The 19,930-nt window shown below is 57.6% G+C and carries 22 protein-coding genes and 3 tRNA genes; 19 read left to right on the forward strand and 6 right to left on the reverse strand.

Going from position 1 to position 19,930, the window contains the following annotated elements; translation table 11 throughout:
• Positions 1-3 precede the first annotated feature (3 nt).
• The gene (locus tag ACQZ5N_RS09965) at positions 4-408 is read right to left on the reverse strand and encodes a DUF2946 family protein (RefSeq protein WP_448732806.1); all 405 of its coding nucleotides are present in this window, start codon (positions 406-408) and stop codon (positions 4-6) included.
• Positions 409-745: 337 nt separating this feature from the next.
• On the opposite strand from ACQZ5N_RS09965, the gene ACQZ5N_RS09970 reads away from it, so the two are divergent.
• Positions 746-1,405, forward strand: a complete 660-nt coding sequence (locus tag ACQZ5N_RS09970; protein ID WP_448732807.1) for a hypothetical protein — start codon at positions 746-748, stop codon at positions 1,403-1,405.
• Positions 1,406-1,488: 83 nt separating this feature from the next.
• Here the strand turns inward: ACQZ5N_RS09970 and ACQZ5N_RS09975 are convergent, their stop codons facing one another.
• Together ACQZ5N_RS09975 and ACQZ5N_RS09980 are read right to left on the reverse strand one after the other, a co-directional pair.
• Positions 1,489-1,881: an acyl-CoA thioesterase gene (locus tag ACQZ5N_RS09975; protein ID WP_077981754.1), complete on the reverse strand. Its 393-nt coding sequence runs from the start codon at positions 1,879-1,881 to the stop codon at positions 1,489-1,491.
• A gap of 76 nt (positions 1,882-1,957) precedes the next feature.
• Entirely contained in the window at positions 1,958-2,845 is an 888-nt protein-coding gene (locus ACQZ5N_RS09980) for a TrmH family RNA methyltransferase (protein WP_077981755.1), read from the reverse strand.
• Positions 2,846-3,054: 209 nt separating this feature from the next.
• On the opposite strand from ACQZ5N_RS09980, the gene ACQZ5N_RS09985 reads away from it, so the two are divergent.
• The 7 genes from ACQZ5N_RS09985 (at position 3,055) to ACQZ5N_RS10015 (ending at position 6,035) form a co-directional block, all read left to right on the forward strand.
• Positions 3,055-3,139, forward strand: a tRNA-Tyr gene (locus ACQZ5N_RS09985).
• A gap of 25 nt (positions 3,140-3,164) precedes the next feature.
• Positions 3,165-3,238 (forward strand) — tRNA-Gly (locus ACQZ5N_RS09990).
• A 282-nt stretch (positions 3,239-3,520) separates the two neighbouring features.
• Positions 3,521-3,922, forward strand: coding sequence for a hypothetical protein (locus ACQZ5N_RS09995; protein ID WP_448732808.1), 402 nt, complete (start codon positions 3,521-3,523; stop codon positions 3,920-3,922).
• Between the two features lie 7 nt (positions 3,923-3,929).
• On the forward strand, positions 3,930-4,922 hold the full coding sequence (locus ACQZ5N_RS10000) for a dihydrodipicolinate synthase family protein (RefSeq protein ID WP_448732809.1): 993 nt from the start codon (positions 3,930-3,932) through the stop codon (positions 4,920-4,922).
• A gap of 47 nt (positions 4,923-4,969) precedes the next feature.
• On the forward strand, positions 4,970-5,164 hold the full coding sequence (locus ACQZ5N_RS10005) for a hypothetical protein (RefSeq protein ID WP_448732810.1): 195 nt from the start codon (positions 4,970-4,972) through the stop codon (positions 5,162-5,164).
• 53 nt (positions 5,165-5,217) lie between these two features.
• Entirely contained in the window at positions 5,218-5,472 is a 255-nt protein-coding gene (locus tag ACQZ5N_RS10010) for a hypothetical protein (RefSeq protein WP_448732811.1), read from the forward strand.
• A gap of 191 nt (positions 5,473-5,663) precedes the next feature.
• A complete protein-coding gene (locus ACQZ5N_RS10015; RefSeq protein ID WP_448732812.1) occupies positions 5,664-6,035 on the forward strand; it encodes a hypothetical protein in 372 nt (123 codons plus the stop codon).
• A gap of 127 nt (positions 6,036-6,162) precedes the next feature.
• On the opposite strand, the gene ACQZ5N_RS10020 is transcribed toward ACQZ5N_RS10015, so the two are convergent.
• Positions 6,163-6,477, reverse strand: coding sequence for a BA14K family protein (locus ACQZ5N_RS10020; RefSeq protein ID WP_448732813.1), 315 nt, complete (start codon positions 6,475-6,477; stop codon positions 6,163-6,165).
• A 279-nt stretch (positions 6,478-6,756) separates the two neighbouring features.
• Here ACQZ5N_RS10020 and ACQZ5N_RS10025 point away from each other — a divergent pair, with 279 nt between their 5' ends.
• Together ACQZ5N_RS10025 and ACQZ5N_RS10030 are read left to right on the forward strand one after the other, a co-directional pair.
• On the forward strand, positions 6,757-7,206 hold the full coding sequence (locus ACQZ5N_RS10025) for a hypothetical protein (protein ID WP_035263391.1): 450 nt from the start codon (positions 6,757-6,759) through the stop codon (positions 7,204-7,206).
• A gap of 628 nt (positions 7,207-7,834) precedes the next feature.
• Entirely contained in the window at positions 7,835-8,203 is a 369-nt protein-coding gene (locus ACQZ5N_RS10030) for an MliC family protein (RefSeq protein ID WP_448732814.1), read from the forward strand.
• 473 nt (positions 8,204-8,676) lie between these two features.
• On the opposite strand, the gene ACQZ5N_RS10035 is transcribed toward ACQZ5N_RS10030, so the two are convergent.
• Complete coding sequence (locus ACQZ5N_RS10035; RefSeq protein ID WP_035263395.1) at positions 8,677-9,309, reverse strand: TerC family protein; 633 nt, start codon at positions 9,307-9,309, stop codon at positions 8,677-8,679.
• 401 nt (positions 9,310-9,710) lie between these two features.
• Here ACQZ5N_RS10035 and tuf point away from each other — a divergent pair, with 401 nt between their 5' ends.
• A complete protein-coding gene (gene tuf, locus ACQZ5N_RS10040; protein WP_003525183.1) occupies positions 9,711-10,886 on the forward strand; it encodes an elongation factor Tu in 1,176 nt (391 codons plus the stop codon).
• Positions 10,887-11,118: 232 nt separating this feature from the next.
• On the opposite strand, the gene ACQZ5N_RS10045 is transcribed toward tuf, so the two are convergent.
• A complete protein-coding gene (locus ACQZ5N_RS10045) occupies positions 11,119-11,706 on the reverse strand; it encodes a histidine phosphatase family protein (protein ID WP_448732815.1) in 588 nt (195 codons plus the stop codon).
• 186 nt (positions 11,707-11,892) lie between these two features.
• Here ACQZ5N_RS10045 and ACQZ5N_RS10050 point away from each other — a divergent pair.
• The 8 genes from ACQZ5N_RS10050 (at position 11,893) to rpoB (ending at position 19,918) form a co-directional block, all read left to right on the forward strand.
• A tRNA-Trp gene (locus ACQZ5N_RS10050) sits at positions 11,893-11,968 on the forward strand.
• Positions 11,969-12,154: 186 nt separating this feature from the next.
• Positions 12,155-12,355: a preprotein translocase subunit SecE gene (gene secE, locus ACQZ5N_RS10055; protein WP_003523719.1), complete on the forward strand. Its 201-nt coding sequence runs from the start codon at positions 12,155-12,157 to the stop codon at positions 12,353-12,355.
• Positions 12,356-12,400: 45 nt separating this feature from the next.
• Entirely contained in the window at positions 12,401-12,931 is a 531-nt protein-coding gene (gene nusG, locus ACQZ5N_RS10060) for a transcription termination/antitermination protein NusG (RefSeq protein ID WP_003523721.1), read from the forward strand.
• Between the two features lie 144 nt (positions 12,932-13,075).
• Entirely contained in the window at positions 13,076-13,507 is a 432-nt protein-coding gene (gene rplK, locus ACQZ5N_RS10065; RefSeq protein WP_003523723.1) for a 50S ribosomal protein L11, read from the forward strand.
• A gap of 2 nt (positions 13,508-13,509) precedes the next feature.
• Positions 13,510-14,205 carry a 50S ribosomal protein L1 gene (gene rplA / locus ACQZ5N_RS10070; RefSeq protein WP_003523724.1) on the forward strand — a complete coding sequence of 232 codons (696 nt, stop codon included), beginning with the start codon at positions 13,510-13,512 and terminating at the stop codon, positions 14,203-14,205.
• 355 nt (positions 14,206-14,560) lie between these two features.
• A complete protein-coding gene (gene rplJ / locus ACQZ5N_RS10075) occupies positions 14,561-15,079 on the forward strand; it encodes a 50S ribosomal protein L10 (protein WP_003523725.1) in 519 nt (172 codons plus the stop codon).
• A gap of 59 nt (positions 15,080-15,138) precedes the next feature.
• Positions 15,139-15,519, forward strand: a complete 381-nt coding sequence (rplL, locus tag ACQZ5N_RS10080) for a 50S ribosomal protein L7/L12 (protein ID WP_003523726.1) — start codon at positions 15,139-15,141, stop codon at positions 15,517-15,519.
• 262 nt (positions 15,520-15,781) lie between these two features.
• Complete coding sequence (gene rpoB / locus ACQZ5N_RS10085) at positions 15,782-19,918, forward strand: DNA-directed RNA polymerase subunit beta (RefSeq protein ID WP_003523727.1); 4,137 nt, start codon at positions 15,782-15,784, stop codon at positions 19,916-19,918.
• Positions 19,919-19,930 lie beyond the last annotated feature (12 nt).

Consider the following 19,930-nt stretch of genomic DNA (forward strand, 5'->3'; position numbering starts at 1 on the left):
GTTCTAGCGTTGCGGAGCGGAGGGAGGTGCGCGTGGGCGCGATTCCAGATTGGGCGGCGATGGCGGCAACGCCGCGTCGACGTTCGGGAAGGCGACTTCGATCGCGGGGAGAATATTGTCCGCGCGCTCGATGGGAATAACCGGAAGAGCGGCGGCCGTGGCCGAGGCCAGACGGCAGAGCGTGCCGCAACAATCGTCGGCTATCTTGTCGGCCGGGTTCTGCTTGCTGGAGCCGCCTTCCGGCATATGGCTGGAACAGATGATCTCATCCGTCGCCAGCGCGGCCATCGCCATGTTGCCGCTGGTCAGGCCGTTGGCGAGGCCCTGCAAAAGGAAAAGCAGAACCGCCAGCATGGCGATGGGGCCAGCCGAACTTCTGTCCTGCATGATCCTACGAATGAATCCCATGCAATCTGAATGTCATATTTGCGGCGAAATGTCACCGCGACACAATGACGGGAAGGGAGGGGCAACAAGCGCGCGCACCCTGATCCGGCTGCATGTTATATTGTCGAATTACTTTCGATTTTAATTGGACTCACAAGTGAGAATCCGTGTATTTCACTTGTGATCTGTATTTTTTATTTGATAATAAAGAATATTATTATGTAATTTTGTTCGATTAAGAAAGTAAATTTCAGAATTAATTCATATGTGCATTCACTCATGCAGTGATGGTGATCAGGGATTTCTTCAATTCGGTGCGCCTCGCGAGGCAATAAATGGCGGTCGCAGGGTATCTTTCATGAAAATAGCCGTCGTGCAGTTCGATAGCCGTCCACTCGATACGCTTGGGTTTCTTGCGTCATTGATCGTCCGCAATTCGCACTATGCAAGACAGCACGGTTATGAGCACTTTTTCGTCAACCAATTGAGGATGGACATTCCGCCATTTTGGGCGAAGCCCCATGTCGTGATGTTTTATCTGAGATCCGGCTACGATATCGTATTGTGGTTGGATACCGATGCGGTCGTCCACGATCTTGCGATGCCGGTCACCCGGTTTTTCGCTGGCGATGAAGTTTTCATCTACGCATCCGACAATCCTGTCTGGCGCAGTCCCTTCAATGCAGGCGTATTCATGTGCAAGGGGATCATTGCGCTGGACCTTATGGTTGAATGGGCGGCACTGTATCAGCCCGACCAATGGGAAAAGCACGAGAACGGCTGGCGGTGCAGGGATGCGCGGTGGGCGGGAGCAGCCTATGAGCAGGGCAGTTTCGCGATCAACATCCTGCCGAAATACGGCCAGTCTGGTCTCTTCAAGCAACTGCCGTGGCAGGTGCTGCAAAGCCCGTTTCCGCTCGACAATTCATTCACCCTGCATTTTGCGGAGCGGTTCAAAGCCAATATCGGCGTCTATTGCGCCGCGTTCCCACAATCTCGGCTTTTCCGCGAAGAATGATCCGGCAATGCGGGTGGGCTGACGTGGCTTGCCGGATATACCCTAAATGGAGAGCGGCGCTGGAGCCCAGCGCCGCAGCGCGCTTATTCCGCTGCCGGAATGGGCGTGGGTTGTCCGTTTTCGTCCATCGCCACCATGATGAAGGTTCCGGCGGTGACTTTTTCCAGCTTGTCATAACGCGACCGCTGCGCCCAGGCTTCTACCGTCAGCGTGATGGAGGTGCGGCCAACGCGGGCGATATCGGTATAGATGGACAGCGTGTCGCCGATCTTCACCGGCAGTTCGAAGGCCATTTCCTTGACCGCCGCGGTGACCACGCGACAGCGGGAACGCTCCGCTGCACGGATACCGCTCGCCAAGTCCATCTGCGACATGACCCAGCCGCCGAAAATATCGCCGGCCGGATTGGCGTCGGCCGGCATGGCGAGCGTTCTGAGCGTCAGCTCACCGGTCGGTTTGATGGTCTGGTCGGTCATGTTGAGATTTGCTCCGTGCGAATGACAAAGGCGCAGCATGCGTTGCGCTTTGCGATTTCGCAAGGAAGGCGAAGCGTCAGGACGACGCTTTGCCCAGAAATTGCTGCGTTGCATAAAGGGCGATGGCTGCCGCATTCGAAACGTTGAGCGATTTGATCTCGCCGGGCATATCGAGACGGGCGAGCGCCGAGACGGTTTCGCGCGTTTTCTGGCGCAGGCCCTTGCCTTCGGCGCCCAGCACCAGCGCGATTTTATCACCGCTGAACGTCTGCTCGATGGGTGCGGGGCCTTCGGAATCCAGACCGACGGAGAAGAAGCCGAGCTTGTGCAGTTCGCCCAGCGCATCGGCCAGATTGGTGATCTGGATATAGGGAATGAGTTCCAGCGCGCCGGAAGCCGATTTCGCCAGCACGCCCGACTCCGTCGGGCTGTGGCGCATGGTGGTGATGACGGCGCCGGCGTTGAAGGCGACCGCGGAGCGCATGATGGCGCCGACATTGTGCGGATCGGTGACCTGATCGAGCACGAGGATGAGCGGGCTGTCCTTCAGCGCGCCGAGACGCTTGACCGGCAGCGGCCGGGTTTCCAGCATCACGCCCTGATGGATGGCCTCGGGGCCGAGCACACGGTCGATATCCTGCGGCGAAACCATCTCGACCGGGAAGGGCTGGGCATCGGCCTCGCCGATATCGAGACGCGCAAAGGCGTTCTGGGTGACGGAGAGCTTGACGATCTGCCGTTCGGGATTGGCGAGTGCCGCACGCACGGTATGCAGGCCGTAAAGATGCACCTGATCGGGCGCAAGCTGCGGCGGCTTCCAGTCGTCCGCGCCGCGGTTCTTGCGCTTCGGTTGCTGCGGGGTCGGAATTTCGCCGCGCTCGCGCTTGGCGTCGCGCACGGCGCGGCGCAGGTTGGCATAGTGCGTGTCGCGGGTGGATTTGTTCTTGGGATCGTCTTTGCTCATGGCGCCTTATATCTCCGCCGGGAGGCGCGCACCAGCCCCCGCGATAATCCACAGGGCCGTAAAGAGGTTTGAATTTTTTCCCGAAAATTCGTGAAAGGGCGTGTTGACAGAAACGAACGAGGCCGTCATATACGCGCCACAGACGACGCAACGGCGCTTCGCCGCAGCGAAATCTGAAGAGCTTGGTCGCTCGATCCTAGCAGAAAGCTGGAGGGATGCCCGAGTGGTTAAAGGGGACGGACTGTAAATCCGTTGGCTACGCCTACGTTGGTTCAAATCCAACTCCCTCCACCATTCTGCACGGATCGAAATCACCACCGCGGGTATAGCTCAATGGTAGAGCAGCAGCCTTCCAAGCTGAATACGCGGGTTCGATTCCCGCTACCCGCTCCAGTGTCTTTCCCAAAAAGATCATAATTACTGATTTTCAGTGTTTTGCCTCGCGCGCATAAAGCCGTGCAACGGTACGCAGTCATATCCAGCAATCTCTGCGGATAAAATCACAACATTTCGCCAAGGTCGCCGGAAACAACGCCGGTGCCCGGCATTGGAGACGGCTGGACCGGATGGCCGCAGCCGTTTTTATGGTTTCTTTATTTTTTAGACGGCGAAGGCCAATCGAAATCCTATGATGATCGGCACTAGGGTGGAGTATGTTCAGATGAAGCAACTCCGATGCAACACGATTGTCCAGATACCGCCAACCTCCAAAATCGCATCCTAAGTGGTTCGAAAGTTCGTGAAGAGCACATTTGGTGTTTCATGAAGGGCGCGCTGCCTGAGCTTTGTTCGCCGGATCATTCCGTCGGCAAGCGTTTTCGGGCTTTGCTCCAGGCCAACGCAATTTTCGATGCGCTATTGCTGGCGATATCCGCTCAAAACCCGCCTGTAAGTCTCGAGGCACTGCGCCGTACCAATCGAGGCTGGTTTTGTTCCACCTCCGTCATGCTGGGAGGATCGCTCAGAAAGTCGACCGCGCTCCATGAGGATTTGGAAGGCGCTCTGTTCCTGGCACTCCTCACGCTTTCGAAGAGACTGCACAATTCCCGGATCTCACAAAAAAGGAAGGGTCATTGATATGACAATGAAAAGGCTTTTGCCCGGCGGCGTGATGACGCCTCTCGTGACCCCATTCCTCAAAGGACAAGTGGACTACGCCGCCTTCGATCACCTCGTGGAATGGCAGATAGAAGAGGGCGTTGAAGGACTGGTGGTTAACTCGCTTATCGGCGAAGGACCAACCTTGTCGGCCGTGGAACGCCGGAGCCTGATAAGCCGCGCCGTGCACATTTCCAGAGGCCGTATTCCAATCATCGCTGCGACGGGCACTTGCAGCACGGAGACGACACGCCAGAGAACCTTGGAGGCTGAGCAACTTGGCGCGGATGTCGCGCTGATTGTGCAGCCTTACTACAACCGCCCGGGTCAGAAGGGGATCATCCAGCATTTTGGAGAGGTTGCGGCAGCAACGACTATACCGATTGTCATTCATAACGACCCATATCATGCGGGTGTCGAACTCAAGCCGGAGACGCTTCGTCTTCTCCTGCAGGTGCCCTCTGTGATTGGTGTTGTCGGCGAAACCTGGGATTCATCCTTGGAGATCATTGGCAAAGGCAGGAGCCTCGAAAACGCTGCTCGCCACTTCATGGAAGACGACAGCGTGTCCTTCGAAAGAATCGCAGGTTGCGATGGTTCGATATCGGCGGTGGCAAACATATGCCCGTCTGCCGTGGTCTTCATGCACCGCGCGATCAGGCGTGGCGATCTGGAACAGGCACGTCAGATGCATCGGAAGCTGCAATCGCTCATGAAGGCATTTGCGCATGAGAGCCAGTCTGCTGTCCTGAAGTCCGCCCTGTCGTGCCTTCGAGGTATCAACGACGGGGTTCGGCTGCCCTTGACCGGTGTTGCCGGTGAGACAGCCGAAGGCATTCTGCTCGCGCTGAGGTCAATGCGGGGAATTGCGACCAGCGCCAGGCAAACCAGCCTGATCTCCGAAGCAAGGGTTGCCCGTGCCGATGGATGGGCGGCGGACAATTCCAACGACCAGCGTTCCGCCCTTTCCCGCCAATAACTGATTTCCCATCACAACCTGCCAATCGCTTTTTTGGAGTCTTGGAAATGAGCCAGCCCCTTGGTCTTTATTATCGATTACAGTCGGAACTGCGCAGGAGAATGGCGTCAGATAAAGCCCATTCGCAGGTCCGGCCAGCCAGACGTAAAGCTTCCGCCGATGCCTCAATGTTTTTCCGCCTTCTGGCGGTCATAGGCGGACTGCTGCTGGCCGTGTCACTGATCATGCAGTCCGTTCAATAACTGACTGCCAGGTTCGACCAACCGACATTGGATTTCTGCAAGAGGACTCGATCATGCAACGAAAACTGAAAGTGTCTGAAACGAAGCGGCGAAACGGCTTTCGCTTCACCGTAGGTCAAAACCGGACAGGCTGCTGGCTCGTTTCCGACAAACTCGGTCTCGTGGGCGGGCTTTTCATCGACAAGGAAGCGGCGCTGCGTTTTGCGAGGATGGAAGGCAAGGCCAGCGCTGACGAGATTCGGTCCTTGACCGGGGAGGAGCGTCTGGAAGTTGGAGACGTCTTCTATCGCCGAAAAACAACGCACTGACCGAGGCCGCCTCAAGTCGGATCATATTAAAATCTGGGTTCTACGAAATGTCATCAAAAATACGGGTCCCGGCGCGGCGACGGTCGATAGCACGGTTTCTGTGTGAATGTATGGTCCTGGGCGTCATAACATCCGGATCGGTTTTTCTGGCCGTTGCGCCGGCAATCTACGCTACTTTGCGCTGAGTAAAGGTGAACATGAAAACCAGTCTATTTGCCTACGGCATCGATACGCTCGAGGTTCAGTGGGATACGCTAACGCCATGTAACGACTACAGGATCAAATTGGCGACCGTCTTCTGCAAAGAAAAGGAACGCTCTCTTCGGCGTTCCCGCCTTGCCGACCTTCAGGAATTTGAGGATTTTTATTGGGAGGCGCTCGATGCGGGACGTCGCGTCGGTTCGGAAGGTCGTTTTCTCGTCGAACCCCATATCGGATTTCTGCCGGCGGCGTGCTCCATGTCGGCCTATCTTGTCTGGAAAGACGACGTTCATGGAATCACGTTCTTCGTCTCGCCGGTGGAGATGCCGTGGCTGAATGGTGAAAGCCGAAATGGGGAATGAATGCAACCCGCCATCCATCGCCAGTCATGGTGCCGGTGATTTTCTTAGCAGTAACTTCGCTTCGGCTTTGTGTGGTGCCTGCCAGCCGGTGAATTGCCATAGGCGCGGGTCGAAATAGACAATACCGTCAATACGGAGAATGGCATTGCATACGCGCACCACCGGACGCCATATAGCTATTGTCAGTCGGGTGGTAGGATGTGTAACGCGCCGCGCACCATTTTATGTGGCTGATTTCTGCCTGAGACAAGACATATGCGTTTGAAGCGCCCTCTTCGGAGGTCCCCGCGGCAAAGGCCGATGCCGGGTAGGCGGGGTGCGCTTTTTCCTGCGACGGTTGTGCTGGCTGTATGAGGCTCAGCGCTTGGACCGGTACAACAAAAGCGGCAGACAATGCGACGCCAAGAGCGAGCGCGGAGATGGTCTTCGGCATCCTCAACATCGATAAATCCTCGTTATTCGTTCGAGATGATAACGAAAATTTAGGGAATTCGTTCCTTGACGGGGTTGACGTGCCGCGAACACATGATTCTTCGGGCAGGCGAACTGGCGTGAAGTTCAGACAGCGAGATTTGAAGATGCGGCCTCTGCTGCAAGAATGTCTTGTCGGCCCCCGCACTTTTTTCTGTCAATTCAACCTCCCGTCCTTTCGCACTGCTCGTTGACAAGCGGAAAATCCGGTCAGATAGTCGGCCGGCAATCATGCAAACGGGAGTCTTCAATGTTTAACAGGGTTGTCATTCTCTCATCCTTTGCGCTGCTGGCATCGGCGGCGTTTGTCTCCCCCGCAGCCGCACTCACCATGAAGGAGTGCAGCGTGAAATATCAGGCGGCGAAAGCCGACGGGTCGGCCAAGGACGTCAAGTGGAACGACTATCGCGCCAAGTTCTGCGGCAGCGAGGCGGCAGCTGAGGATGCGGCCGACGACAAGCAGGTCGCGGCCACCACCGAAAAAGAACCCGCAAAGGCGACGACAAAGGCCCCGAAGGGCGTCGCTTTCCCGAGTGCTGTCGATAAGAAATATTCAAGCGAGACGCCCGCAAAGGCCCGCCTGAAAACCTGTGTCGACTCCTATCACAAGAACAAGAATGACGGCACGCTCGGCGATCTGAAATGGATCCAGAAGGGCGGCGGCTACTGGAGCCTTTGCAACACGGCCCTGAAGAGCTGAGACAGGCAGGGGCGGATTACCTCCGGCACTGGCGCGTTATCCGACATGGTTTCGGATAACGCGTGAGTCGATTCGGCCGCGATCGTTTGCCCTTGCCCCCTTTTTTCCTTGCCGCCATTCGCCGGCAGATGCGGATATCGCTTCTTGTCCGCGATCAGGACCTGATCGCGGATGAGTCCGTTCCTTGATGGATGGAAACGCGCCGTATGGGGCAACCCTGTTTTCGGGCGGGTAAAATCTGCGAATGGCTTGCGATTCAGTCTCTTGATAGAAAGACTTGACCCTGCGGCTTGATCCGCATCAAGCAATTCAACGGCTGCGGCTGTCCGATGACGGCTCGCCGGCAATGTGGGCGGATGACCAGACGATTTCGAAACTATCTCACCGTGCTGGCCATATCGCTGCTGATGTGGACGGTGATCCTTGGCGTCGTTTATTGGCTGTTTCGATAGGTTTTATCACAGCTTGCCGGCCTGAATGAAAGTGCCGCAAGGCCTGTGCGACGATAAAACCGTCAGATGGCTGCAAGGCCGATATTCCCGAAAATTTGATATGGTGAGAGGCGGCCGCCCCATTTCGGCTTTGCTGGCGTGACCTTATGGTTCGGTGAAATCAGGAAAGGGTCATCATGAAAAAATCCGTCGCCGCGACATGCCTTGCAGCTTTCTCCATGTCGGTCGCTACCGGCGCCATGGCTGAAGAGCTGGTGATTCCGCTTCCGAATGACACGACGGTCGAAAAGGTCGAGACCGTCTATCAATGCGCCGCCGACAAGGTGGAGGCCGTCTATTTCAATGCCGGTGAGATCAGCCTCGTGCGGCTGGGACTGAAGGATGGCGTCACCGTTGCCGCAAATGTCATTTCCGGCTCGGGCGCGAAATATCAGGGCGGCATTTATGTCTGGTGGTCGAAGGGCGAGGAGGCGGATCTTTACGATCTGATGGCGGATCCGGAGATGAAAAAGCCGGTTCATTGCGTGGAAGCGAAGAAATCCTGATCGTCGGGAGCTTTGCCTCAAAGGAGCGGCGGCAGGGCGGTTTTTTGAAAACCTTGCCATGCCGCCGGTCAGCGCGGGAGTGCGCGCGCGGCGCGTTCAGCCAAGAACGAGCGACGCAAGAAGCGCCAGCAGGATAAGAGAGCTGGCGACAACGCCGAGCCTCACCCTGCGAAGGCGGCGGGTACGACCGCCGCTCCAGTCATAAGCCATTGGCAGCTTTACCTTTCTTTTTATTATTATGACTTATTGACTAGCTCCCTAGGCTTGCCCGTGGCTGACCTCAATTGTCAGAATCCATCGGCGAAAATTCACGATTTCCCTGTCCTCTCCCGATGTTGCAGCAAGCGCGGCGATTGATTCTTCCTGTCCTGCGACGGCATATCGGGTGAGGGGACCTGATGGGCGCAGGCCATGAAAAAGGCCCGGAAACTGGCGTTTCCGGGCCTTCTGGAGAAGTGTTTCTGCTAGCTGTTTCAGCTCAGATAGGGCTGGAGATAGGGCAGAACCTCGAGCGTGCCGTGATACAGCATGTTGAGGGCGACATAGATGATGACCATCAGGCCGAGATAGGAAATCCAGCGATAGCGGTGTAGCAGCTTGGCGACGAAGTTGGCGGCAAGGCCCATGAGCGCAATCGAAACGACGAGGCCGATGATGAGCACCGTCACATGTTCCTGTGCGGCGCCGGCGACGGCAAGGACGTTATCCAGCGACATGGAAACATCGGCGATGACGATCTGTGTCGCGGCCTGGAAGAAGGTCTTGTGCCCCTTGGTCAGGTCGGCCTCTTCGTCCGTCACCTCGTCTTCGATGGAGCCTGCGGCCTCACGCAGTTCGACCCACATCTTCCAGCACACCCAGGCGAGCAGCAGGCCGCCGAACAATTGCAGGCCGACAATGGCGAGAAGCTGCACGGTGACGGCGGCAAAGCCGATGCGCAGAACCGTGGCGGCGATGATGCCGACCAGGATCGCCTTGCGGCGAAGGTGAGCGGGCAGACCGGCGGCGGCAAGGCCGATGACGATGGCGTTGTCGCCCGCCAGCACGAGGTCGATTGCGATGACCTGTAAGAATGCCGTGAAACCGGCGGCTGTGAAGATTTCCATGGGATGGTCCTGAAACGGATAGAGAGGTCGCGAGGGAAGCGACGGATCGAGATATGGCTTGGGATGGCGCGCTCGCGCCGGATTCCAGTCGCCCGTCTCCCCCCGGCGATGAAATGTCCTTAAGCCATCATGCCGGTGCAGGTAAAGAAGTTGTGATAGAAATATCTTATTTAGTGATCGGCCATTCCGGAGGAGGGGTCGTCGGGCGGATGCCCGCTTCGCCCTCGCGAGGGTTTGAATGTCGCAAATCAGATACCATATACGGGCCTCAAGGCACGCTTAGGGCGCGCGCGAAGACGCTTTCACAATTAAGTCTTGCGCATTCGCTTACAAAGCCTTAAACGGCGACACCAAACCGGTACGCCGGGGAAACTACTTCACGTTCACAGGAAGCAATTCACATGGCAAAGAGCAAGTTTGAGCGCAATAAGCCGCACGTCAACATTGGCACGATCGGTCACGTTGACCATGGCAAGACGTCGCTGACGGCAGCGATCACGAAGTTCTTCGGCGAATTCAAGGCGTATGACCAGATCGACGCCGCGCCTGAAGAAAAGGCCCGTGGTATCACGATTTCGACGGCGCACGTTGAATACGAAACGCCTGCCCGTCACTACGCGCACGTCGACTGCCCCGGCCACGCCGACTACGTGAAGAACATGATCACCGGTGCTGCCCAGATGGACGGCGCGATCCTGGTTTGCTCGGCAGCCGACGGCCCGATGCCGCAGACCCGCGAGCACATCCTGCTTGCCCGTCAGGTTGGCGTTCCGGCGATCGTTGTGTTCCTCAACAAGGTCGACCAGGTTGACGACGCTGAGCTTCTCGAGCTCGTCGAGCTTGAAGTTCGCGAACTTCTGTCGTCCTACGACTTCCCGGGCGACGATATTCCGATCATCAAGGGTTCGGCACTTGCCGCTCTTGAAGACTCTGACAAGAAGATCGGTGAAGACGCGATCCGCGAGCTGATGGCTGCGGTTGACGCCTACATCCCGACGCCTGAGCGTCCGATCGACCAGCCGTTCCTGATGCCGATCGAAGACGTGTTCTCGATCTCTGGCCGTGGTACGGTTGTGACGGGTCGCGTTGAGCGCGGTATCGTCAAGGTCGGTGAAGAAGTCGAAATCGTCGGCATCCGTCCGACCTCGAAGACGACGGTTACCGGCGTTGAAATGTTCCGCAAGCTGCTCGACCAGGGCCAGGCCGGCGACAACATCGGTGCACTGGTTCGCGGTGTTAACCGTGACGGCGTCGAGCGTGGTCAGATCCTGTGCAAGCCGGGTTCTGTGAAGCCGCACAAGAAGTTCAAGGCCGAAGCCTACATCCTGACGAAGGAAGAAGGCGGCCGTCATACGCCGTTCTTCACGAACTACCGTCCGCAGTTCTACTTCCGCACGACGGACGTAACGGGCATCGTTACGCTTCCGGAAGGCACGGAAATGGTTATGCCTGGCGACAACGTTACCGTTGACGTCGAGCTGATTGTTCCGATCGCGATGGAAGAAAAGCTGCGCTTCGCTATCCGCGAAGGCGGCCGTACCGTCGGCGCCGGCATCGTTGCCTCGATCGTCGAGTAATCTTTTCCCGCAAGGGATTTGAGAAAACCCCGCTGGAAACAGCGGGGTTTTTTATTGCCTGAAAGGGTCAGAGTCCGTTTGAAAACGTCGGACGGGTCGATCCGGCGATGCTTTTTGCGCCTGGCTGCGTCGAAAATCTTGACGATATCATCGGATATCGCCTTCGATCTTCTTCTTGCCAGACACAAAAATCACCTGCCGGCTCTCCGCCGCCGAGTTTCCAAACGGACTCTCAGCAGTCGATGCGGACGATGTCGCCATCCTTGAGATGGAAGAATGCGTCCTGCGGCACATCAAGGCGCAATGCTTCCTCCTTTGGAAGGTTCGCATAGACGCCGCGCAACAGGCGGCTGGTGATGCCGTGGCAGATGACGATCGCATCGCGCGCCTGTCTCTGCTGAATGATCTCCAGGCTGCGGGCCACCCGGCTTGTCATTCTTTCGAACGTCTCACCGCCCGGCGCGTGGAAGAACCATTCGTATCGATCCAGCCCGTCGCGCATGCCGGGATATTCATAGTCGATCTCGTAATCCGTCATGCCGTCCCATACGCCCATGCCGATCTCCATCAGGCCGGGATCGAGGGTGATGCCGTCGATCATGCCGATTTCGCCTGCGACGATCTCGCAGGTCTGTCTCGCCCTGCCGAGCGGGCTGGAGAAAATATGGACTTCATCGGTTTCGATCAGCGCGGCGAGCCTGCGGCCCATGCGTATCGCCTGTTGTCGCCCCAGTTCCGTCAAAGGCGAATCGACCTGACCCTGCCAGCGGCGTACGGCGTTGAATTCGGTCTGGCCGTGACGGACGAGATAGATGCTCATGGGCGTTCCTGTGAAATGCGGGGAAGATCAGCGAATTGAACGATGTATCCCGTGGGCGGGGTGTGCCGGGGTATTTTGCCAGACAATGTGAAAAAACAAAAAACACACTTGCCATTCTTTTCCCTGCACCTTAAAGGAGCGCATACCGAATTGGCCAAGCGATTTCGCGGCCGGTTCAGGTGATCAAGGGGTATAGCTCAGTTGGTAGAGCGGCGGTCTCCAAAACCGCAGGTCGGGGGTTCGAGCCCCTCTGCCCCTGCCACTTTCCATTCGCAAGCGCGGGTCCTCGCTGCATGGCAGATGGGTGCCGGATTTCCGGCGAATTTCGCGGAATGTCGATTTCCTCTTGTTAAAAAGGGAATCGGTGTTTATGTAGGGTCAAAACAGACACGCGGTGCGTGGGGCTGATCAGTATCGGCTTTACGCGCCGTAATTGCGTGGGCAGTCAATGGCATCCAAAACCAATCCGTTTACGTTTCTGCAGCAGGTTCGCGCCGAAGCGTCAAAAATCACTTGGCCGTCGCGCCGCGAGACCATGATTTCGACGGCTATGGTGCTGGTGATGGTCATTTTTGCGGCTCTGTTCTTCTTTGCTGCGGATCAGCTCATCGGCTGGCTGCTCAGCCTGGTGCTGAACGTAGGCCGGTAACGGCACGGTCAAAGGCCCGGTGGAAGGATCGAACGGAGAATAAAAATGGCAGCGCGCTGGTATATCGTTCACGCATATTCGAATTTCGAAAAGAAGGTCGCCGAGTCGATCGAGGAAAAGGCCCGTCAGAAGGGTCTGGATCATCTTTTCGAGAAAATCCTCGTGCCGACCGAAAAGGTGGTCGAGGTGCGTCGCGGCCGCAAGGTCGATAGCGAGCGCAAGTTTTTTCCAGGTTACGTGCTGGTGCGCGCCAACCTGACGGATGAGGCCTATCACCTCATCAAGAACACGCCGAAGGTTACCGGTTTCCTCGGTTCGGACAGCAAGCCTGTTCCGATTCCCGATTATGAAGCCGAGCGTATCCTCGGTCAGGTTCAGGAAGGTGTCGAGCGTCCGAAGTCTTCGGTTTCGTTCGAGATCGGCGAGCAGGTTCGCGTTTCCGACGGTCCGTTCGCGTCGTTCAACGGCGTGGTTCAGGATGTCGATGAAGAGCGTTCGCGCCTGAAGGTGGAAGTGTCGATTTTCGGCCGCGCTACGCCGGTCGAGCTGGAATACAATCAGGTCGAGAAGGTCTGATTGACGGGGCGAAGCCCCAAGCGCGTGGAAGGCTAACTGGCTCTTTAAGCCGGGGCAGGGCGCCGCACCACGCAACCGCAGCCGCCGGAGCAATCCGGCTTAAGAGAAGCCGGGTAACCGGTTTGAATTGAAAGGCAGAGAGATATGGCTAAGAAAGTTGCAGGCCAGCTCAAGTTGCAGGTAAAGGCCGGGGCGGCCAATCCGTCCCCGCCGATTGGTCCGGCACTTGGTCAGCGTGGCATTAACATCATGGAATTCTGCAAGGCGTTCAATGCCGCCACGCAGGAAATGGAAAAGGGTATGCCGATCCCGGTCGTCATCACCTATTACCAGGACAAGTCCTTCACCTTCGTCATGAAGCAGCCGCCGATGACCTACTGGCTGAAGAAGGAAGCAAAGATCACCTCCGGTTCCAAGACGCCTGGCAAGGGCGCCAAGGTCGGCTCCATCACCAAGGCTCAGGTCAAGACGATCGCTGAAGCCAAGATGAAGGATCTGAACGCAGCCGACATCGAAGGCGCAATGGCAATGGTTGAGGGCTCTGCCCGCGCCATGGGTCTGGAAGTGGTAGGTTGATCATGGCCAAGGTAGCAAAGCGCATTCAGAAGATCCGCGAAGGCGTGGATCCTAACAAGCTTTACGTTCTCACCGACGCCATTTCGATGGTCAAGGAACGTGCTGTCGCCAAGTTCGACGAAACCGTTGAAGTTTCGATGAACCTCGGCGTTGACCCGCGCCATGCGGACCAGATGGTTCGTGGCGTCGTCAACCTGCCGAACGGCACCGGCCGTGACGTTCGCGTCGCCGTTTTCGCCCGTGGCGCCAAGGCTGATGAAGCCACGGCTGCTGGCGCTGACGTTGTCGGTGCAGAAGAACTGGTTGAAATCGTTCAGGGCGGCAAGATCGACTTCGATCGTTGCATCGCGACCCCGGACATGATGCCGCTCGTCGGCCGTCTCGGCAAGGTACTCGGCCCGCGTGGCATGATGCCGAACCCGAAGGTCGGTACGGTGACGATGGATGTTGCCGGCGCCGTCAAGGCGTCCAAGGGCGGCGCTGTCGAGTTCCGCGTCGAAAAGGCCGGTATCGTACACGCTGGCGTTGGCAAGGCTTCGTTCGACGCCAAGGCTCTTGAAGAAAACATCAAGGCTTTCGCCGATGCCGTCATCAAGGCAAAGCCGACGGGTGCCAAGGGCAACTACGTCAAGCGCGTCGCGATTTCCTCGACCATGGGTCCGGGCGTCAAGATCGACCCTTCGTCGGTTACGGCTTAATCAATTCTCGCGCTTCCCAAGGGAAGTGTGAATACAAGAATTTCCGGCTCCCAGGAGCCGGAGATTTCCGGGGAAACCCGGAACTCCTGTCCGAGATTGCGGGTGGCTATGTCTTTCGGGACTTGGCCTTAATCATTCAACCTGCATGAGACGGGTGAGGCTGGATTTGAGGCATCGAAACAATGCCTGACTGTCCGGTTCGAACCTGGTGTGCCTGTGCCTGAAGCCGTTTGCGGCGACAGAGCGGGGGACAGGATCCTCGAGCGTCGCTCGGGATCTTTGTAAAAAGGTCCCTTGGGGCAAAGGCAAACCCGGCGGGTTCACATGTTGTGTTCCCGTCTACTGGAGACAGACAGTGGAAAGAGCGGAAAAACGCGAATTCGTCACGGAGCTGAACGAAGTCTTCAAGGCTTCCGGTTCGGTTGTCGTGGCCCACTATGCTGGTGTCACCGTTGCGCAGATGAACGACTTCCGTTCGAAGATGCGCGCTGCCGGAGGCACCGTCAAGGTCGCGAAGAACCGCCTGGCCAAGATCGCTCTTCAGGGCACGGAGTCGGAAGGGATGACAGATCTCTTCAAGGGCCAGACGCTGATTGCATACAGCGTCGACCCGATGATCGCTCCGAAAGTCGTCATGGATTTCGCCAAGACCAACGACAAGGTCGTTGTTCTCGGTGGCGCCATGGGTGCAACCACGCTCAACGCCGAAGCAGTCAAGTCGCTTGCGACCCTGCCTTCGCTGGACGAGCTGCGCGCAAAGCTGCTGGGCCTTCTCAATGCCCCGGCAACCCGCGTCGCTACGGTTGTCGCCGCACCTGCAAGCCAGCTGGCACGGGTGTTCTCGGCTTACGCCAAGAAGGACGAAGCCGCTTAAGGCGGTTTTTCGCTGTAAATATTCAAACTGGTTCGAACTGAACAAAAGGAACTATCAAAATGGCTGATCTCGCAAAGATCGTAGACGACCTCTCCTCGCTGACCGTTCTGGAAGCTGCAGAACTGTCCAAGCTTCTCGAAGAAAAGTGGGGCGTTTCCGCTGCTGCTCCGGTAGCTGTTGCTGCTGTTGCTGGCGGTGCAGGCGCTGCTGCTGCTGCTGAAGAAGAAAAGACTGAATTCGACGTGATCCTGGTTGACGCTGGCGCCAACAAGATCAACGTCATCAAGGAAGTCCGCGCTATCACGGGCCTCGGCCTGAAGGAAGCCAAGGACCTCGTTGAAGGCGCTCCGAAGGCTGTCAAGGAAGCTGTTTCCAAGGCTGAAGCTGCTGATCTCAAGAAGAAGCTTGAAGAAGCCGGCGCTAAGGTCGACGTTAAGTAATCTTGCGATTACTGGCGGGAAGGGGCTTCATGCCCCTTTCCGTCGTCATCGTTTTTAAAACTCATTACCCAAAAGCCGCGTGAAAATGGCTTTTGGGTAATGGGTTCTTCAAGAGAATGGTTCCGAACCGGCTCATCTAGGCAATCCGGCCTGATCGATCCGGGATGTGGAACGAGATTGATGACACCCATTGCTTGACGGGATCGACTGGCCATCGGTTCCCGTCCGTTGCAGGCCCGGATGCAATTTTAAAGGAGCGACGATGGCTCAGACCCTTTCGTTTAACGGTCGCAGGCGCGTACGCAAGTTTTTCGGCAAAATTCCAGAAGTAGCGGAAATGCCGAACCTCATCGAGGTTCAGAAGGCTTCGTACGACCAGTTTCTCATGGTTGACGAGCCCAAGGGTGGCCGTCCCGACGAGGGATTGAATGCCGTATTCAAGTCCGTATTCCCGATCACCGATTTTTCCGGCGCCTCCATGCTTGAATTCGTGTCCTACGAATTCGAAGCGCCGAAGTTCGACGTCGAGGAATGCCGTCAGCGCGATCTGACCTATGCTGCGCCGCTCAAGGTGACGCTGCGCCTCATCGTGTTCGATATCGATGAAGATACCGGCGCGAAGTCCATCAAGGACATCAAGGAACAGTCCGTCTACATGGGCGACATGCCGCTCATGACCAATAACGGTACGTTCATCGTCAACGGCACCGAGCGCGTCATCGTTTCGCAGATGCACCGTTCGCCGGGCGTGTTCTTCGATCACGACAAGGGCAAGAGCCATTCTTCCGGCAAGCTGCTCTTCGCTGCCCGCGTCATCCCGTATCGCGGTTCCTGGCTCGACATCGAGTTCGACGCCAAGGACATCGTTTATGCGCGTATCGACCGTCGCCGCAAGATCCCCGTGACCTCGCTGCTGATGGCGCTTGGCATGGATGGCGAAGACATTCTGTCGACCTTCTATACCAAGGCTTCCTATGAGCGCGACGGTGACGGCTGGCGCATTCCGTTCCAGCCCGAGACGCTGAAGAACGCCAAGGTCATCACCGACATGATCGACGCCGATACCGGCGAAGTCGTGGTCGAAGGTGGCAAGAAGCTGACCCCGCGCCTGATCCGTCAGCTGACGGAGAAGGGCCTGAAGGCACTGAAGGCGACCGACGAAGACCTCTACGGCAACTATCTGGCCGAAGACATCGTCAACTACGAGACGGGTGAAATCTATCTCGAAGCCGGCGACGAAATCGACGAGAAGACCCTCGGCCTCATCCTGCAGTCCGGCTTCGACGAGATTCCGGTCCTCAACATCGATCACGTCAATGTTGGCGCCTATATCCGCAACACGCTGTCTGCGGACAAGAACGAGAACCGTCAGGAAGCCCTGTTCGACATCTACCGCGTCATGCGTCCTGGTGAGCCGCCGACCATGGAATCGGCGGAAGCGATGTTCAACTCGCTGTTCTTCGATGCGGAACGTTACGATCTGTCGGCCGTTGGCCGCGTCAAGATGAACATGCGCCTCGACCTCGATGCGGAAGACACCGTGCGCACGCTGCGCAAGGAAGACATCCTCGCCGTCGTCAAGATGCTGGTCGAACTGCGCGACGGCAAGGGCGAAATCGACGACATCGACAACCTCGGCAACCGCCGTGTCCGTTCTGTCGGCGAACTGATGGAAAACCAGTATCGTCTGGGCCTTCTGCGCATGGAACGTGCGATCAAGGAACGTATGTCCTCGATCGAAATCGACACCGTGATGCCGCAGGACCTGATCAACGCGAAGCCGGCAGCAGCCGCCGTTCGCGAATTCTTCGGTTCCTCGCAGCTGTCGCAGTTCATGGACCAGGTGAACCCGCTTTCGGAAATCACCCACAAGCGCCGTCTTTCGGCTCTTGGACCGGGCGGTCTGACCCGCGAGCGCGCCGGCTTCGAAGTCCGCGACGTTCACCCGACCCATTACGGCCGTATTTGCCCGATCGAAACGCCGGAAGGCCCGAACATCGGTCTGATCAACTCGCTTGCAACCTTCGCCCGCGTCAACAAGTACGGCTTCATCGAAAGCCCGTACCGCAAGATCGTCGACGGTAAGGTGACCAACGACGTGATCTACCTCTCCGCCATGGAAGAGGCCAAGTATTACGTCGCGCAGGCCAACGCGCCGCTCAATGAAGACGGTTCGTTCTCGGAAGAGTTCGTCGTCTGCCGTCACTCGGGCGAAGTTATGCTCGCACCGCGCGACAACATCAACCTGATGGACGTTTCGCCGAAGCAGCTCGTTTCGGTCGCAGCGGCTCTCATTCCGTTCCTGGAAAACGACGACGCCAACCGCGCTCTCATGGGCTCGAACATGCAGCGTCAGGCCGTTCCGCTTCTGCGCGCCGAGGCACCGTTCGTCGGTACCGGCATGGAGCCGATCGTCGCCCGTGACTCCGGCGCTGCCATCGCAGCCCGTCGTGGCGGTGTGGTCGATCAGGTGGATGCGACCCGTATCGTTATCCGCGCCACGGAAGACCTCGATGCCGGCAAGTCCGGTGTCGATATCTACCGTCTGCAGAAGTTCCAGCGTTCGAACCAGAACACCTGCGTCAACCAGCGTCCGCTGGTTTCCGTCGGCGACAACATCTCCAAGGGCGATATCATCGCGGACGGTCCGTCGACCGACCTTGGCGATCTGGCTCTCGGCCGCAACGCGCTCGTCGCGTTCATGCCCTGGAACGGCTACAACTACGAAGACTCGATCCTGATGTCGGAGCGTATCGTTTCCGACGACGTGTTCACCTCCATCCACATCGAAGAATTCGAAGTGATGGCGCGCGACACGAAGCTTGGTCCGGAAGAAATCACGCGCGACATTCCGAACGTTTCGGAAGAAGCGCTGAAGAACCTCGACGAAGCCGGTATCGTTTACATCGGTGCGGAAGTTCAGCCGGGCGACATCCTCGTCGGCAAGATCACGCCGAAGGGCGAAAGCCCGATGACGCCGGAAGAAAAGCTTCTGCGCGCCATCTTCGGTGAAAAGGCCTCCGACGTTCGCGACACCTCCATGCGCATGCCTCCGGGCACGTTCGGTACGGTCGTTGAAGTCCGCGTCTTCAACCGTCACGGTGTGGAGAAGGACGAGCGCGCGATGGCTATCGAGCGCGAAGAGATCGAGCGTCTGGCAAAGGACCGCGACGACGAGCAGGCGATCCTCGACCGCAACGTCTACGGCCGCCTGATCGACATGCTGCGTGGCCACGTTTCCATCGCCGGTCCGAAGGGCTTCAAGAAGGGCGTCGAGCTTTCCAACGCCGTCGTTTCCGAATATCCCCGCTCGCAGTGGTGGATGTTCGCGGTCGAAGACGAAAAGGCTCAGTCCGAGCTGGAAGCGCTTCGTGGCCAGTACGACGAATCCAAGTCGCGCCTTGAACAGCGCTTCATGGACAAGGTCGAAAAGGTCCAGCGCGGCGATGAAATGCCTCCGGGCGTCATGAAGATGGTCAAGGTCTTCGTTGCCGTTAAGCGCAAGATCCAGCCGGGCGACAAGATGGCCGGCCGTCACGGTAACAAGGGCGTCGTCTCGCGTATCGTTCCGGTCGAGGACATGCCGTTCCTCGAAGACGGCACGCATGTCGACATCTGCTTGAACCCGCTCGGCGTGCCTTCGCGCATGAACGTCGGCCAGATCCTCGAAACCCACCTCGCATGGGCATGCGCAGGCATGGGCAAGAAGATCGGCGAGATGCTCGAAGAGTATCGCAAGACGATGGACATCAGCGAGCTTCGCAGCGAGCTGACGGAAATCTACGCGTCTGAAGCCAATGACGAGGTTCAGCGTTTCGATGACGACTCGCTGGTGAAGCTTGCCGAAGAAGCCAAGCGCGGTGTTTCCATCGCGACCCCGGTTTTCGACGGTGCGCATGAGCCCGACGTCGCCGCGATGCTGAAGAAGGCAGGTCTGCATGAATCCGGTCAGTCCGTCCTTTACGACGGTCGTACCGGTGAGCCGTTCGACCGCAAGGTCACCGTCGGCTACATGTACATGATCAAGCTGAACCACCTTGTCGACGACAAGATCCACGCTCGCTCGATCGGTCCTTATTCGCTCGTTACCCAGCAGCCGCTGGGCGGCAAGGCGCAGTTCGGCGGACAGCGCTTCGGGGAAATGGAAGTCTGGGCTCTGGAAGCATACGGCGCGGCTTACACGCTGCAGGAAATGCTCACCGTCAAGTCGGACGACGTGGCGGGCCGCACCAAGGTCTACGAAGCGATCGTCCGTGGCGACGACACCTTCGAAGCCGGTATTCCGGAGAGCTTCAACGTTCTCGTCAAGGAAATGCGGTCGCTCGGTCTTTCGGTCGAACTGGAAAACTCGAAGATCGAGAACCAGCCCGAAGACCAGCTGCCCGACGCGGCGGAATAAGACGATAGAGGC

The sequence above is a fragment of the Agrobacterium sp. 22-221-1 genome (assembly GCF_053522445.1).